Below are 15,308 nucleotides of genomic sequence, written 5' to 3' on the forward strand. Positions count from 1 at the left end.
GAACTGACAATGACCCTGCTTTCTACTGGCACCGATTATGACGCGCTGGCGGCCGCCTTCCGCCCGATATTCACCCGTATCGCCCAGGGCGCTGCGGAGCGCGAACAGCAGCGCATTCTGCCCGATGAGCCGATCCGCTGGCTGAAAGAAGCGGGCTTCGGCACGCTGCGTATCCCGCGCGAGAAGGGCGGCTGGGGCGCTTCGCTGCCGCAGCTCAGTGCGCTGCTGATCGAGCTGGCGCAAGCGGACTCTAACCTGCCGCAGGCCCTGCGCGCGCACTTTGCCTTTGTGGAAGATCAGCTGAATCAGCCGGATTCCGCCGGGCGCGACCGCTGGTTTCGTCGCTTCCTCGACGGTGAGCTGGTGGGCAGCGGCTGGACGGAGATCGGCGCGGTTAAGCTGGGAGAGGTGAACACCAGAGTGACGCCGACAGAGGGCGGCTGGCGACTCGACGGCGAGAAGTTTTACAGCACCGGCGCGCTGTACGCCGACTGGATCGATGTGTTTGCCCGGCGCAGTGATACCGCCAGCGATGTGATAGCCCTGGTCAGCACCCAGCAGACCGGCGTGGTGCGGGAAGATGACTGGGATGGCTTTGGCCAGCGGTTGACCGGCAGCGGGACCACCCGCTTTACCGGCGCTCGGGTGGAAACCGAACATGTCTATGATTTTGCCCAGCGCTTTCGCTATCAGACCGCCTTCTACCAGCATGTGCTGCTGGCGACCCTCGCGGGCATTGGCCTGGCGGTTGAGCGGGATGCCGCGCAGGGCGTCAAACATCGTTCCCGGATGTACAGCCACGGCAACGCCGCCGTGCCGCGCGATGACGCCCAGGTTCTGCAGGTCGTTGGGCAGATCAGCAGCTGGGCATGGGCGACCCGGGCCGCGGTCCTGCAGGCCGCGGAATCGCTGCAGCAGGCCTATGTGGCGCACGTCAGCGACGACGAAGCATTGATTGCCCGGCGTAACCAGCTGGCGGAAGTGGAAGCGGCGCAGGCGCAGGTGATCGCCAGCGACTGGATCCCGCGGGCGGCGACGGAGCTGTTTAATGCCCTCGGGGCGTCGGATACGCGAACTCGCCTTGCGCTGGATCGCCACTGGCGCAATGCGCGGACGGTTGCCTCGCATAATCCGGTGATTTATAAGGCACGTAATATCGGTAACTGGCTGGTGAACGGTGAAGCGCCCACCTTTATCTGGCAGATAGGCAATGGTGAGAAAACGGCGGGGTAAGCCTGTCGGCGACGGGAGGCGCAGAGCTTCCCGTCGTCAGGAAAATCAAGGTTTATCCAGCGACCAGGTGGCGCTGCGCACGTCGACTTTCACCGGCAGCAGGCCGATGCGCGTAAAGGTATCCGCCAGCGCCTGCTGTTCGTTATACACCGCCGGGGTCATGCGTTCGGCACCGTAGGGCAGGCGGGCCAGGGTCTTCAGCCAGATGGCTTTATCCAGTCCGGTTGAGGTCGACAGCAGCCCGGCGGCCTCGTCCTGATGGCTGTTCGCCCACGCGCTGAGTTTACCCAGCTCATCCACCACCTGCTTTGCTGTCTCCGGGTAGGTATCTGCAAACTTGCGGCTGGCGAGATAGAAGGTGTAGTGCGGCACCAGCCCCTCGGCATTGCGGATCTGTCGGGCTTTCGCGTTGGTTTCCACTTCTGCGAGGAACGGATCCCAGATCACCCACGCATCAATCGCCCCGCGCTGGAAAGCGGCGCGGGCGTCCGCCGGCGGCAGATAGACCGGGGTGATGTCTTTATAGCTGAGGCCCGCTTTTTCCAGTGCGGCAACCAGCAGGTAGTTGACGTCAGACCCCTTGTTCAACCCCACGCGCTTGCCCTTCAGGTCGGCCACGCTGTGGATTGCCGACTGTTCAGGCACCACAATCGCTTCCGTTTTCGGGTTAGCGGGGGAGTGGGCAAGGTAGACCAGATCGGCTTGCGCCGCCTGGGCAAAGGCCGGAGGCGCATCGCCGGTCGCGGCCAGATCGATACTACCGACGTTCAGCCCCTCCAGCATTTGCGGCCCGGCGGGGAATTCGACCCAGCGTACGGCAATGCCCTGTTTTTTCAGGCTCTCATCCAGCGTGCCGCGGTACTTCAGCAGCGCGAAGATATTCGCCTTTTGATAGCCGATGTTGACGGTTTCCGGCGCTTTGGCCAGCGCGGAGGTAGAGAGGGCGGCGAGGACCAGCAGCCAGGCGGGGCGGAATCGGTTGGACATTGTCTGTTCTCCTTAGCGGTTTTGCGTAAGGTAACAAACAGCGCTTATAACCATTAAATAACTAAAATTTTATTGATATAACAAAAAGAGTTATGCAGGACGATGGCCCGACACGCCGACGCGTGGCGGGCCAGCAGGTTAATCGCAGGCAACAATCTTCATCGCCAGACCACCGCGGGAGGTTTCCCGGTACTTGGCGTTCATGTCTTTGCCGGTTTCGTACATGGTCTCGATCACTTTATCGAGACACACGCGCGGCTCGCTGGTCCGGCGCAGCGCCATTCGCGCGGCGTTGACCGCTTTCACGGCAGCGATAGCGTTGCGTTCGATGCACGGCACCTGCACCTGGCCGGCGACCGGGTCGCAGGTCAGGCCGAGGTTATGCTCCATAGCGATCTCTGCCGCGATGCACACCTGACCCGGGCTGCCGCCCAGCAGTTCCGCCAGACCGGCCGCCGCCATCGAGCAGGCGACCCCCACTTCACCCTGGCAGCCGACTTCGGCGCCGGAGATGGAGGCGTTCATCTTATACAGCGAACCAATCGCGCTGGCGACCAGCATATAGCGGGCCAGGGAGTTGCTGTTCACCTTGCGGATAAACTTGTCATAGTAGGCCAGCACCGCCGGCACGATACCGCAGGCGCCGTTGGTTGGCGCGGTCACCACCCGGCCGCCGGCGGCGTTCTCTTCGTTCACCGCCAGGGCGAACATATTGATCCAGTCGACCACCGCCATCGGATCGCTGTTGGTGGTGTCCTGGCTCACCAGCATACGGCGCAGCGCGGCGGCGCGGCGCGGGACGCGCAGTTTGCCCGGCAGGACGCCTTCGGTGGTGATGCCGCGCTCGATACCGGCGCTCATCACTTCCCACACCGCGGCGAAGTGTTGCTCAAGGGCTTCTTTGCTGTGCAGCGCCAGTTCGTTCTGCATCATCAGGCCGGAGAGCGACAGCCCGGTTTCACGGCAGTGACGCTGCAGGTCGGCGGCGTTTTTGTAAGGGTAAGGAACGGCAACCGGCGCCTCGGTAGTCTGGCCGAAGTGCTCCTCATCAACGATAAAGCCGCCGCCGATAGAGTAATACGTCTGGCTGTAGAGCACCTTGTCGCCGGCCAGGGCGGTGATACGCATGCCGTTCTCATGCAGCGACAGGTTGTCGGCATGGAAATTCATGCACTGATCCACCGGGAAGTCCACTTCGTGCTGACCGTTGGCCAGCATCAGGCGGCCATGGGTATTAACATCCTGAATAAAGCCCGGAATGGCGTCGATGTCGACGGTGTCCGGCAGGTTGCCGGCGAGTCCCATGATAATCGCGATATCGGTATGGTGGCCTTTACCGGTCAGGGAGAGGGAGCCGTAGACGTCGACGACGACTTTGCTCACCTCGGCCAGCAGGCCGCGCGCGATCAGGTCGTCAGTGAATTGTTTGCCCGCTTTCATCGGTCCAACGGTATGGGAGCTGGAAGGGCCAATGCCGATTTTAAAGATATCGAATACGCTGATCATATGTATTCCCGTGCTGTCGGAAAGCGCGCCGCCGTAAAGCGGCGCGGGGGGAGGCGTTGAATGAATTAGCTGAACAGAGAGTAGAAGATCGCGGAGATGGCAATCAGGCCCATAATCACCACGAAGACGTTGCTGATATGGCCGCTGTATTTACGCATCGCCGGGACTTTCTGAATCGCATACATCGGCATCAGGAACAGGATCATCGCGATAATCGGGCCGCCAAGGGTCTCGATCATACCGAGGATGCTCGGGTTCAGGGTTGCCACAATCCAGGTGGTGATCAGCATGAACAGCGCGGTCAGCTTGTTCAGTTTGTTGATTTCAATCGATTTGCCTTTACTGCGCAGGGATTTAATCACCATGCCGTTAAAGCCTTCGCGAGCGCCCAGATAGTGGCCAAGGAAGGATTTGGTGATGGCGATCATCGCGATGATCGGTGCCATCCAGGCAATGATTGGCGCGTTAAAGTGGTTCGCCAGGTAAGACAGAATCGAGATGTTCTGCTCTTTCGCCGCCGCCAGGTCTGCCGGAGAGAGGCTCAGAACGCAGCTGAAGACGAAGAACATCACGGTCAGCACCATCATGATGTGGGCGCGAGCGAGGATACTGGAGCATTTCTTCTCAGCGCCTTCGCCGTACTCTTCACGTTTGGCTACCGCGAAGGAAGAGATGATCGGCGAGTGGTTGAAGGAGAAGACCATCACCGGGATCGCCAGCCACAGGGTCATCAGCAGGCCGTTGCCGGTAACGGAAGCGCCGCTCAGGGAGAGCGTCTCCAGCGCCGCGCCGTTCCACTGCGGGATCAGATACAGAGCCAGCACCATCAGCGCGATAACGAACGGGAACACCAGCACACTCATTGCCTTAACGATCATCTGCTCGCCGAAACGCACAATGGTCATCATGCCGACGATCAGGATCAGCGACAGAATGGCGCGCGGCGGCGGCGTCATGTGCAGCTGATGCGCCATGAAGGTTTCGACGGTGTTAGTGATCGCCACGCTGTAAACCAGCAGGATCGGGTAGATAGCGAAGAAATAAAGCAGGGTAATCAGCTTACCTGCGCCTACGCCGAAGTGTTCTTCCACTACTTCGGTGATGTCTTCGCCCGGGTTTTTCCCGGAGAGCACGAAGCGGGTCATGCCGCGGTGGGCGAAGAAAGTCATCGGGAAGGCCAGAATCGCCATGATGATCAGGGGGATCATGCCGCCAACGCCGGCGTTGATCGGCAGGAACAAGACGCCCGCGCCAATCGCTGTACCGTACAGGCCCAGCATCCACATGGTGTCGGTTTTACGCCATCCGCTGCGGGTTTCGCCCGAAACGATGGTGCTGGTTTGAGTGGTTTCCATCTGTATCTCCTGGAGGAATCAACAAAATCTAATGAATAAATACAATTGCGTAACATGAAATTCGTTTAATTACGGTTTTTTTAGAAATTTTCTCCGTAATAATTGGGCCGGAAAGATACATTTATATGGTTTATGCATCAGTGATCGCGATCTCAAATGCAATAATCCACTTTCAATGTGCGTATTTTTAGTCCAACAGCCTGTTTCTGGTGATCAGCCAGCGATTTGTGGCGCGAAGGCTACCATTTGCAGCATATGAGATAAAAGCGGAGCGGCGTAATAACGAGGGATTTACTGTAAAAAAGAGAACTAGTCGACGTTTTTGCGCTTAAAACCATTTTTTGCAGTGATAATTGTCGCAGTTTTTACCAACGCAAACGTTTGGCTATGTAGAAATAATTCAGGTGATTGATTAGTAACAGAAAGGTTTTTAGCGCGTTCTGGAAGTCAGAGGAAGAGAGCCCGCCGGGGGCAGGCGTCAGGCGATGCCCCGGCGGGAGAGTGGGAAATCAGGCGATGATTTCGTAGCAAGGAATATAGGCGGTGCCGCCCGGAAGCTTCATGCGGTGCTGGGCGACGAAGCCCTGCAGCAGATCGTCCATACGGCGCATCATCTCCGGATCGCCGTGCAGTTTGTAAGGGCCGTACTGCTCAATGGCCTGGATGCCCACCTCTTTGACGTTCCCCGCGACAATCCCGGAGAAGGCACGACGCAGGTCGGCGGCCAGCACTTCCACCGGCTGATCCGGGGAGAGTTTGAGGTTGGCCATGTTCTCGTGGGTCGGATCAAACGGCATCTGCAGGTCCGGCGAGATGCGAATCGACCAGTTAAAGCTATAGGCGTCATCGGTCTCGCGACGGCTCTCTTTCACCAGCGGCATCGCTTTTTTCATCTGCCGCGCCACTTCCGCGGGGTCGTCAATGATGATCCGGTAGTGGCGACGGGCCGATTCGCCCAGGGTATGGGTGATAAACTCGTCCAGTACACGGAAGTAGTCGGCGCTCTCCTTCGGCCCGGTGAGGATCAGCGGCAGCACCTGCGCTTTGTTGTCGGGATGCATCAGAATACCCAGCAGGTAGAGCAGCTCTTCGGCAGTGCCGACGCCGCCCGGGAAAATAATGATCCCGTGGGCGATACGTACGAAGGCCTCCAGACGCTTTTCGATATCCGGCATGATGATCAGTTCATTGACCAGCGGGTTCGGTGGTTCCGCAGCGATAATGGATGGTTCGGTCATGCCGATAAAGCGGCTGTCTTTGTAGCGCTGCTGCGCATGGCCGACAGCGGCGCCTTTCATCGGCGCCTCCATTGCGCCAGGCCCGCAGCCGGTGCAGATATTCAGTTCCCGCAGGCCCAGCTGCGTACCGACGCGGCGGGCGTAGAGATATTCGTTTTCGTTGATGGAGTGGCCGCCCCAGCAGACGATCATGTTCGGCGCCTCGCCGACGTGCAGCGCGCGGGCGTTGCGCAGGATCGAGAACACCAGGTTAGTGATATGAACCGAACTTTCGAGATCGAGGTTCGGGAAGCGAACGGTATTGTGGATCTGGCCGTAAACAAACAGGATATCGCGCAGCACGGCGAACAGGTTGGCCTGCAGGGAGCGGATAATCCGCCCGTCAACGAAGGCGTCTTCCGGCGGGTTGATCAGTTCCAGCTTCACGCCGCGTTCGCGCCGCAGCACGTTAATCTCGAAATTTTCGAAACGGGACAGGAGCTCCTTGCTGTTATCGGTCAGGCTCCCCGAATTGAGCACAGCAAGCGAGCAGTTGCGAAAGAGTTGGTACAGGTCGCTGCTGGCGGTGCGCTTAAGCATATCCACTTCCAGCTGCGACAGCATATCCATTGAACCAAGCGGGCTAACATGTGTAATCAAGTGAACTCCTTACAGGACGCTTATGGTCTTCCTGTGATTACAATAGCCCTGCGAACGGCGTTTCCACAACCTTGCGCGCGCCTAAACGCACGCAAATTGTGAAATTGTTTATTATTGACGGGCGAGGCGGCCGGTGGCGGGGGAAAAGTCGCCATTGCTGCGCCAGGGGTTGATATCCAGACCGCCGCGTCGCGTATAGCGGGCGTAAACGGAAAGCGATTCCGGCTGGCAGAAACGGAGAATATCGTTAAAGATACGTTCGACGCACTGCTCATGGAATTCGTTATGGTGGCGGAACGAAACCAGATAGCGCAGGAGCTGCTCGCGGTCGATTTTCGCCCCCCGATACTGGATCTGCACCGAGCCCCAGTCCGGCTGATGAGTGATAAGGCAATTAGACTTCAGCAGGTGGCTGACCAGCGTCTCCTCCACGATTTTGCCGCTGGCGGCGCCCTGCAGGTAATCGGCGCTGAACTGATAGTTATCGATCTCGATATCCTGATCGTCGATGCAGGTGCCGTGCAGGCGGGCAATCGGCTGGCCTTCCAGTTCATCCAGGCGGTAGAGCGATACCTTCACCTTCCCCTGCGCGCAGGCGCTGAGATCGCGAGTCAGGGTCTCTGCAACGTCCTGCCAGCTGGCGAAACGGGTCTGGTTAAAGCTGTTGAGATAGAGCTTAAAGCTTTTCGACTCCACCAGATTGAGGCTGGTATCGGGCAGCTCGACGTGGCCGACAGCTACCTGCGGCAGACCTTTGCCGTTCAGCCAGGAGAGTTCGTACAGCGTCCAGATATCGGCGCCGTGAAACGGCAGATTATCGGCATGCAGGCCCAGCGGGTCGCGGTTTAAACTGCGCGGCACGCCCTGCAGCAGCGAGGCGTCATAGGTATCGCGGTAATCGGTTGATTTACCGAGCGTCAGGCCGGCCAGCGCCTGCTTATTATCGTAAGAAGACATGTTTCACCATAGTAAAGCGGGTACACTATTGCTCCAGTGTATCCTGTCTAACGTGAAGAGAGAAACCGGTGGACCATCAGACAGCAGAAGCGCTACGCGCTTTTACCCAACGATATTGCGCCGTCTGGCAGCAGCAGCGCCACAGCCTGCCGCGCAGTGAAGAGCTTTACGGCGTCCCGTCGCCTTGCGTTGTCGACACCCAGGGCGAGGCCGTTTTCTGGCAGCCGCAGCCGTTTTCGCTGGCGCAAAATATCAGCGCGGTTGAACGCGCCCTCGACATTGTGGTACAACAGCCGCTTCATTCTTATTATACCACTCAGTTTGCCGGCGATATGTCCGGCCGGTTTGCCGGCGAAACCTTGACGCTGCTGCAGACCTGGAGTGAAGAGGATTTCCAGCGGGTGCAGGAAAATTTAATCGGGCACCTGGTGGTGCAGAAGCGGTTGAAGCTGTCGCCGACGCTGTTCATCGCCACCCTCGAGAGTGAACTGGATGTGATATCCGTCTGTAATCTCAGCGGCGAGGTAGTCAAAGAGACCCTCGGCACCGCCAAACGCATTACGCTTTCTCCCTCACTTGCGGGTTTCCTCAACCACCTTGAGCCAGTTCTGTAATCCAGTCTGCCAGATCGTTTGTGAGAGATCTCTTACAAAACCTGTAAGAGATCGTCATCATTTAAGGTAAATTTAATCCATACTTTTTTATATAAGTTGTTGGTATTAAATCAGATCTTAATTTTTTCGTCCTTTTGAGTGGGGACTAATCTTAAGAGATTGTCTCAAGAAGGGTTGTAAGAAGGGGCAGAATCAGTGATCCTATGTCTGTCGACAGGACGTCGCGAAATGAAGCGAACATCAGGATGATGGCGCTTCTGCAGGACCCGCCAGGACGGCGTTGCAGGGACAGGCTTCAGGATGAAGCAAGGATAACGCAGGATCGCGTAATGGACACCTCCAGGATGGAGAACGAGAGCCGCTCAGGATGAACGGTGGATCAGGAAGATCGGGACAAACTTATGGATAAGTCATTTCGCATCGGGGTGGTGTGAAAGCAGGATGCACGTGTTTATGGATGAACATGGTCAGGAGACCTCAGGAAAAGTTTTCAAGGACGAGCAGGGAGCACCAATGTAGCGGGACTGCTGCAAAACGAACCGGGAGCACTGTTTATACAGTGCTCCCTTTTTTTATTTCTCCTGCGGATTTGCTATCCTGCGCCCGGTTTTTAACTCATCGAGGTTTCCCCATGACTCTTCACGATAGCGTGCGCGATCGCCTGCGCGCCATTGAAGCCCTGCTGCGCGAAACGGAGCACTGGCAGGAGACGGCGCCGGACAGCAGCGCCTTCGCCAGCGATAAGCCGTTTTGCCTGGATACCCTGGAGCCGCTGGAGTGGCTGCAGTGGGTCCTGATCCCGCGTATGCACCAGCTGCTGGAGAGCGGCCAGCCGCTGCCGCAAAATTTTGCCGTTGCGCCTTATTACGAAATGGCTCTGGATCAGGCCCACCCGGTCCGCGAATCCATGCTGGCGGAACTTCTGCTGTTAGACGCGCTGTTTGCCGGTGAGCAGGCCTGATGCTGGAGATTATCTACCAGGACGACTGGCTGGTGGCGGTCAACAAACCCTCGGGCTGGCTGGTGCATCGCAGCTGGCTCGATCGCGACGAGAAAGTGGTGGTGATGCAGACCGTGCGCGACCAGATCGGTCAGCACGTTTTTACCGCTCATCGTCTCGACCGGCCCACCTCCGGCGTGCTGCTGATGGGATTGTCGAGCGAGGCGGGCCGGCTGCTGGCGCAACAGTTCGAGCAGCACCAGATCCGGAAGCGCTACCATGCGATCGTCCGCGGCTGGCTGATGGAAGAGGCGCTGCTGGATTACCCGCTGGTAGAGGAGCTGGATAGAATCGCCGATAAGTTCGCCCGCGAAGATAAAGGGCCGCAGCCAGCGGTAACCCACTACCGCGGTCTGGCGACAGTGGAGATGCCAGTGGCGACTGGGCGCTATCCCACCTCGCGCTATGGGCTGGTGGAACTGGAGCCGAAAACCGGCCGCAAGCACCAGCTGCGCCGTCATCTGGCCCACCTCCGTCATCCGATCCTCGGCGACAGCAAGCACGGCGATCTGCGGCAAAACCGCAGCGCCGCGGAACATTTCGGCTGTCACCGCCTGATGCTGCACGCCAGCGAGCTGTCGTTAACCCATCCTTTTACCGGCGAGCCGCTGACCCTGCGCGCCGGTTTTGACGACGTCTGGATGCGCGCGCTGTCGCAGTTTGGCTGGCGCGGGCTTCTCCCGCTAAATGAAAGGGTTGAGTTTGCCGACGACAGCGGTCAGGATGAAGAGAATAAGGTCAATCCAGGGAGATAATAGCATGGCGGAAGTCGGAATTTTTGTCGGCACCATGTACGGCAACTCGCTGCTGGTCGCGGAAGAAGCGGAAGCGATCCTCAGCGGACTGGGACACAAGGCTACCGTGTATGAGGATCCGCAGGTCAACGACTGGGAATCCTACACGGGTAAGTATGTGCTGGTGGTCACCTCCACCACCGGGCAGGGCGACCTGCCGGACAGCATCGTCCCGCTGTATGAGGGCATCAAAGATATGTATCAGCCTCACCTGCGGTACGGCATTATCGCGCTCGGCGACAGCACCTATGCCAACTTTTGCGGCGGCGGCCTGAAGTTCGATCAGCTGCTGCAGGAGCAGGGCGCGAAGCGCATCGGCGAGATGCTGAAGATTGACGCCAGCGAAGACCCGGAGCCGGAGAGCGTCTCCAATCCGTGGGTTGAGCAGTGGGCCACCCTGCTCGCATAAAAGCGCTGCCCTCTCCCTACGCAGAGGGCGCTCTTTCAATACGTCGCGGCCAGATACGCGGACGTCAAAATAGTAGCGCTTTCCAGGCGCCACGCCTTTAGGCAAACGCCACAATATCCTTAACAATATCATGGCTTAAGCCAGCCAGTTTCACCGGGTCAAGTGAGGTATTTCACACTCCGGCCCTTTTTGCTGCGCTATGCGGCGCCAGCGGCGCTGGCTTTTCATTTCCGTGAACTTCCCCCCATTCTTTCAGGCATTCGCCACAAACCACCTGCAATAGCGGCGTAAAAGCTGTGTGGATGCACGGTGAGCCGCGGTGTGCCTCTTCATATACTGCTCCAGCCAGTGATAAATGCAGTGCCAGATATAACGACAACTATCAAAACACGACCACGTCATTCTGATTACCCTACAGGTTGTGCTGTTCAGAATGAACGTAGCTAAACGCTATGATTCAGGAGTACAACAATGAGTTCATTAAGTCAGGCGGCGACGGCGGCTGAAAAGCGCACCAACGCCCGCTACTGGATAGTGGTGATGCTGTTTATCGTCACCTCTTTTAACTATGGCGACCGGGCGACGCTGTCGATCGCCGGTTCGGAAATGGCCAGGGATATCGGCCTTGATCCGGTGGGGATGGGGTATGTGTTCTCCGCCTTCTCATGGGCTTATGTCATCGGCCAGATCCCGGGCGGCTGGCTGCTCGACCGCTTCGGCTCGAAGCGCGTCTATTTCTGGTCGATCTTCATCTGGTCGATGTTTACCCTGCTGCAGGGCTTCGTCGATATCTTCAGCGGCTTTGGCATTATCGTTGCGCTGTTTACCCTGCGCTTCCTCGTCGGCCTTGCCGAGTCGCCGTCATTCCCCGGCAACAGCCGGATCGTCGCCGCCTGGTTCCCGGCGCAGGAGAGGGGGACAGCGGTATCGATTTTTAACTCCGCCCAGTACTTTGCCACCGTTATTTTCGCGCCGATCATGGGCTGGCTGACGCATGAGGTGGGTTGGTCGCATGTGTTCTTCTTTATGGGCGGGCTGGGGATTGTGATCAGCTTTGTGTGGCTGAAAGTGATCCACGATCCGAACAACCACCCGGGCGTGAACCAGAAAGAGCTGGACTATATCGCCGAAGGCGGGGCGCTGATCAACATGGATCAGAAGAGCAGCGCGCAGAAAGTGCCGTTTAGCGTCAAAATGGGGCAGATCAAGCAACTGATCGGCTCGCGGATGATGATCGGCATCTATATCGGTCAGTACTGCATCAACGCCTTAACCTACTTCTTTATCACCTGGTTCCCGGTTTATCTGGTGCAGGCGCGCGGCATGTCGATCCTCAAAGCCGGCTTTGTCGCCTCCATTCCGGCGGTGTGCGGCTTTGTCGGCGGGGTGCTGGGCGGGGTGATCTCCGACTGGTTAATGCGCCGCACCGGCTCGCTGAACATTGCGCGCAAAACGCCGATTGTGCTGGGGATGCTGCTCTCCATGACCATGCTGATGTGTAACTATGTCAACGTGGAGTGGATGGTGATCGGCTTTATGGCAATGGCCTTCTTCGGCAAAGGGATCGGCGCCCTCGGCTGGGCGGTGATGGCGGATACCGCGCCGAAAGAGATTAGCGGTCTCTCCGGCGGTCTGTTCAATATGTTCGGCAATATCTCCGGCATCGTCACCCCAATCGCCATCGGCTATATCGTCGGCACCACCGGCTCGTTCAACGGCGCGCTGATCTACGTCGGTATCCATGCCCTGGTGGCGGTGCTGAGCTATCTGGTGCTGGTGGGCGATATCAAACGTATCGAACTGAAACCTGTAGCGGGACGTTAATCATGACTACTCAATCCAGCCCGATTATCACAGAGATGAAGGTCATTCCGGTGGCCGGGCACGACAGCATGCTGCTGAACATCGGCGGAGCGCATAACGCCTGGTTTACCCGCAATATCGTGGTGTTAACCGATAACGCCGGCCATACCGGCGTCGGCGAAGCGCCCGGCGGAGAGGTCATCTACCAGACGCTGCTGGCGGCGATCCCGCAGGTGGTGGGCCAGGAGGTCGCCCGACTCAATCGCGTGGTGCAGCAGGTGCACAAAGGCAATCAGGCGGCGGATTTCGACACCTTCGGCAAAGGGGCGTGGACCTTCGAACTGAAGGTTAACGCGGTGGCGGCGCTGGAAGCGGCGCTGCTCGACCTGCTCGGCCAGGTGCTTAATGTGCCGGTCTGCGAGCTGCTGGGCCCGGGTAAGCAGCGTGATGCCGTCACCGTGCTGGGCTACCTGTTCTATATCGGCGATCGGCAGAAAACCGACCTTGGTTATCTGGACCATACGCCGGGCGATCACGAATGGTACCGCCTGCGCCACCAGCAGGCGTTGAGCAGCGAGGCGATAGTGCGTCTGGCGGAAGCCGCCCAGGATCGCTACGGTTTCAAAGACTTTAAGCTCAAAGGCGGCGTGCTGCCCGGCGAGCAGGAGATTGACACCGCGCGGGCGCTGAAAAAGCGTTTCCCGGATGCGCGCATCACCGTCGACCCTAACGGCGCCTGGCTGCTGGATGAGGCCATCGCGCTGTGTAAAGGGCTGCAGGATGTTCTGACCTACGCCGAAGATCCGTGCGGCGCCGAGCAGGGTTTCTCCGGCCGGGAGGTGATGGCCGAGTTCCGCCGCGCCACCGGGCTGCCGGTCGCCACCAATATGATAGCCACTAACTGGCGCGAAATGGGCCATGCGGTGATGCTCAACGCCGTCGATATCCCGCTGGCGGACCCGCACTTCTGGACGCTCTCCGGCGCGGTGCGGGTGGCGCAGCTGTGCGACGACTGGGGGCTCACCTGGGGCTGCCATTCCAACAACCACTTTGATATTTCCCTGGCGATGTTTACCCACGTCGGCGCCGCCGCGCCGGGCAACCCCACCGCCATCGATACCCACTGGATCTGGCAGGAGGGCGACGCGCGCCTGACCAAAAATCCGCTGCAGATTATTAACGGCAGCATTGCCGTGCCAGACGCGCCGGGACTCGGCGTGGAACTTGACTGGGAGCAGGTGCGCAGAGCCCATGAGGCCTATAAAGCGCTGCCGGGCGGCGCGCGCAACGACGCGGGCCCGATGCAGTACCTGATCCCCGGCTGGACATTCGACCGCAAACGTCCCGTTTTCGGCCGCCACTAATTAAAAAGGATGATGCTATGACGACTTTCTCTTCAACGCCCGTTGTCACCACCATGCAGGTGATCCCGGTTGCCGGCCATGACAGCATGCTGATGAACCTGAGCGGCGCGCACGCCCCGTACTTCACCCGCAATATCGTAATTATCAAAGATAACGCCGGCCATACCGGCGTCGGTGAAATCCCGGGCGGTGAAAAAATTCGCCAGACCCTGGAGGATGCCATTCCGCTGGTGGTGGGCAAAACGCTGGGCGAGTATAAAAACGTGCTGGGCGCGGTGCGCAATCAGTTTGCCGACCGCGACGCCGGGGGCCGCGGCCTGCAGACCTTTGACCTGCGCACCACCATTCACGTGGTGACCGGCATCGAAGCGGCACTGCTGGATCTGCTGGGCCAGCACCTTGGGGTCAACGTCGCCTCGCTGCTAGGCGATGGCCAGCAGCGCAGCGAAGTCGAAATGCTGGGCTATCTGTTCTTTGTCGGTAATCGCCATGCGACGCCGCTGGCCTATCAGAGCCAGCCGGATGAGCAGTGCGAGTGGTATCGCCTGCGCCATGAAGAGGCGATGACGCCGGATGCGGTGGTCCGCCTGGCGGAAGCGGCGTATGAAAAATATGGTTTCAACGACTTTAAGCTGAAGGGCGGCGTGCTGGCCGGTTTTGAAGAAGCCGAAGCGATCAGCGCCCTGGCGAAGCGCTTCCCGAATGCTCGCGTCACTCTCGACCCGAATGGCGCCTGGCTGCTTGAGGAGGCCATTCAGATTGGTAAACAGCTGAAGGGCGTGCTGGCCTATGCGGAAGATCCGTGCGGCGCCGAACAGGGCTTCTCCGGCCGCGAAGTGATGGCCGAGTTCCGCCGCGCGACGGGCCTGCCGACCGCCACCAATATGATCGCCACCGACTGGCGGCAGATGGGCCATACGCTGTCGCTACAATCGGTGGATATCCCGCTGGCGGACCCGCACTTCTGGACCATGCAGGGGTCGGTGCGTGTGGCGCAGATGTGCCATGAGTTCGGCCTGACCTGGGGTTCGCACTCTAATAATCACTTCGACGTGTCGCTGGCGATGTTCACCCACGTCGCGGCAGCGGCGCCGGGCAAGATCACCGCTATCGATACCCACTGGATCTGGCAGGAGGGCAACCAGCGTCTGACCAAACAACCTTTTGAAATCAAAGGCGGCATGGTGCAGGTACCGAGTACCCCGGGCCTGGGGGTTGAGCTGGATATGGACCGCGTGATGCAGGCAAATGAGCTATATAAGAAACATGGTCTTGGCGCCCGCGACGATGCGATGGCGATGCAGTATCTGATCCCGGGCTGGACCTTTGACAACAAGCGTCCATGCATGGTGCGCTAAAAGTCCGCCGGCCTCTGCGGGGGCCGGCATTGCGCGACAGCGCCAGGGGTT

At 58.9% G+C, this 15,308-nt stretch carries 13 protein-coding genes; 8 read left to right on the forward strand and 5 right to left on the reverse strand.

Annotated elements, in window-relative coordinates:
• The first annotated feature begins 9 nt into the window (after positions 1-9).
• Positions 10-1,233, forward strand: a complete 1,224-nt coding sequence (locus KB892_RS03680; protein WP_002915263.1) for an acyl-CoA dehydrogenase family protein — start codon at positions 10-12, stop codon at positions 1,231-1,233.
• Between the two features lie 45 nt (positions 1,234-1,278).
• On the opposite strand, the gene KB892_RS03685 is transcribed toward KB892_RS03680, so the two are convergent.
• The 5 genes from KB892_RS03685 to queF all read right to left on the reverse strand — a co-directional run bounded on the left by KB892_RS03685 (position 1,279) and on the right by queF (position 7,915).
• Positions 1,279-2,220 (reverse strand): aliphatic sulfonate ABC transporter substrate-binding protein, encoded by a 942-nt coding sequence (locus tag KB892_RS03685; RefSeq protein WP_002915261.1) that lies wholly within the window; start codon positions 2,218-2,220, stop codon positions 1,279-1,281.
• A gap of 138 nt (positions 2,221-2,358) precedes the next feature.
• The gene (locus tag KB892_RS03690) at positions 2,359-3,726 is read right to left on the reverse strand and encodes an L-serine ammonia-lyase (protein WP_002915259.1); all 1,368 of its coding nucleotides are present in this window, start codon (positions 3,724-3,726) and stop codon (positions 2,359-2,361) included.
• A 65-nt stretch (positions 3,727-3,791) separates the two neighbouring features.
• Positions 3,792-5,081 (reverse strand): HAAAP family serine/threonine permease, encoded by a 1,290-nt coding sequence (locus KB892_RS03695; protein ID WP_004151070.1) that lies wholly within the window; start codon positions 5,079-5,081, stop codon positions 3,792-3,794.
• A gap of 509 nt (positions 5,082-5,590) precedes the next feature.
• Complete coding sequence (ppnN, locus tag KB892_RS03700; protein WP_002915258.1) at positions 5,591-6,958, reverse strand: nucleotide 5'-monophosphate nucleosidase PpnN; 1,368 nt, start codon at positions 6,956-6,958, stop codon at positions 5,591-5,593.
• A gap of 111 nt (positions 6,959-7,069) precedes the next feature.
• On the reverse strand, positions 7,070-7,915 hold the full coding sequence (queF, locus tag KB892_RS03705; protein WP_002915255.1) for an NADPH-dependent 7-cyano-7-deazaguanine reductase QueF: 846 nt from the start codon (positions 7,913-7,915) through the stop codon (positions 7,070-7,072).
• Between the two features lie 68 nt (positions 7,916-7,983).
• Between queF and syd the strand changes: the two genes are divergently transcribed.
• The 7 genes from syd to gudD all read left to right on the forward strand — a co-directional run bounded on the left by syd (position 7,984) and on the right by gudD (position 15,257).
• The gene (syd, locus tag KB892_RS03710) at positions 7,984-8,529 is read left to right on the forward strand and encodes a SecY-interacting protein (protein WP_002915253.1); all 546 of its coding nucleotides are present in this window, start codon (positions 7,984-7,986) and stop codon (positions 8,527-8,529) included.
• Between the two features lie 631 nt (positions 8,530-9,160).
• Positions 9,161-9,490 (forward strand): YqcC family protein, encoded by a 330-nt coding sequence (locus KB892_RS03715; RefSeq protein WP_002915249.1) that lies wholly within the window; start codon positions 9,161-9,163, stop codon positions 9,488-9,490.
• A complete protein-coding gene (truC, locus tag KB892_RS03720) occupies positions 9,490-10,284 on the forward strand; it encodes a tRNA pseudouridine(65) synthase TruC (protein ID WP_002915236.1) in 795 nt (264 codons plus the stop codon). The genes KB892_RS03715 and truC overlap by 1 nt, the downstream gene beginning before the upstream one ends.
• Positions 10,285-10,288: 4 nt before the next feature.
• Positions 10,289-10,732: a flavodoxin gene (locus KB892_RS03725; RefSeq protein ID WP_002915235.1), complete on the forward strand. Its 444-nt coding sequence runs from the start codon at positions 10,289-10,291 to the stop codon at positions 10,730-10,732.
• Between the two features lie 471 nt (positions 10,733-11,203).
• Positions 11,204-12,556 carry an MFS transporter gene (locus KB892_RS03730; RefSeq protein ID WP_002915225.1) on the forward strand — a complete coding sequence of 451 codons (1,353 nt, stop codon included), beginning with the start codon at positions 11,204-11,206 and terminating at the stop codon, positions 12,554-12,556.
• 2 nt (positions 12,557-12,558) lie between these two features.
• Complete coding sequence (locus tag KB892_RS03735) at positions 12,559-13,899, forward strand: enolase C-terminal domain-like protein (RefSeq protein WP_002915224.1); 1,341 nt, start codon at positions 12,559-12,561, stop codon at positions 13,897-13,899.
• A gap of 17 nt (positions 13,900-13,916) precedes the next feature.
• On the forward strand, positions 13,917-15,257 hold the full coding sequence (gudD, locus tag KB892_RS03740) for a glucarate dehydratase (RefSeq protein WP_002915223.1): 1,341 nt from the start codon (positions 13,917-13,919) through the stop codon (positions 15,255-15,257).
• Positions 15,258-15,308: the final 51 nt, after the last annotated feature.

Origin of the sequence: Klebsiella sp. P1927 (assembly GCF_018204675.1) — a bacterium.
In the GTDB taxonomy this organism is placed as follows: domain Bacteria; phylum Pseudomonadota; class Gammaproteobacteria; order Enterobacterales; family Enterobacteriaceae; genus Klebsiella; species Klebsiella pneumoniae.

What these genes read in the sequence shown, in the direction of transcription:
- KB892_RS03695 (WP_004151070.1), bottom strand. Translation starts at nt 5,081, where the DNA reads ATGGAAACCACTCAAACCAGCACCATCGTTTCGGGCGAAACCCGCAGC.
- KB892_RS03715 (WP_002915249.1), top strand. Translation starts at nt 9,161, where the DNA reads ATGACTCTTCACGATAGCGTGCGCGATCGCCTGCGCGCCATTGAAGCC.
- KB892_RS03690 (WP_002915259.1), bottom strand. Translation starts at nt 3,726, where the DNA reads ATGATCAGCGTATTCGATATCTTTAAAATCGGCATTGGCCCTTCCAGC.
- KB892_RS03685 (WP_002915261.1), bottom strand. Translation starts at nt 2,220, where the DNA reads ATGTCCAACCGATTCCGCCCCGCCTGGCTGCTGGTCCTCGCCGCCCTC.
- gudD (WP_002915223.1), top strand. Translation starts at nt 13,917, where the DNA reads ATGACGACTTTCTCTTCAACGCCCGTTGTCACCACCATGCAGGTGATC.
- KB892_RS03680 (WP_002915263.1), top strand. Translation starts at nt 10, where the DNA reads ATGACCCTGCTTTCTACTGGCACCGATTATGACGCGCTGGCGGCCGCC.
- KB892_RS03735 (WP_002915224.1), top strand. Translation starts at nt 12,559, where the DNA reads ATGACTACTCAATCCAGCCCGATTATCACAGAGATGAAGGTCATTCCG.
- truC (WP_002915236.1), top strand. Translation starts at nt 9,490, where the DNA reads ATGCTGGAGATTATCTACCAGGACGACTGGCTGGTGGCGGTCAACAAA.
- KB892_RS03725 (WP_002915235.1), top strand. Translation starts at nt 10,289, where the DNA reads ATGGCGGAAGTCGGAATTTTTGTCGGCACCATGTACGGCAACTCGCTG.
- KB892_RS03730 (WP_002915225.1), top strand. Translation starts at nt 11,204, where the DNA reads ATGAGTTCATTAAGTCAGGCGGCGACGGCGGCTGAAAAGCGCACCAAC.
- queF (WP_002915255.1), bottom strand. Translation starts at nt 7,915, where the DNA reads ATGTCTTCTTACGATAATAAGCAGGCGCTGGCCGGCCTGACGCTCGGT.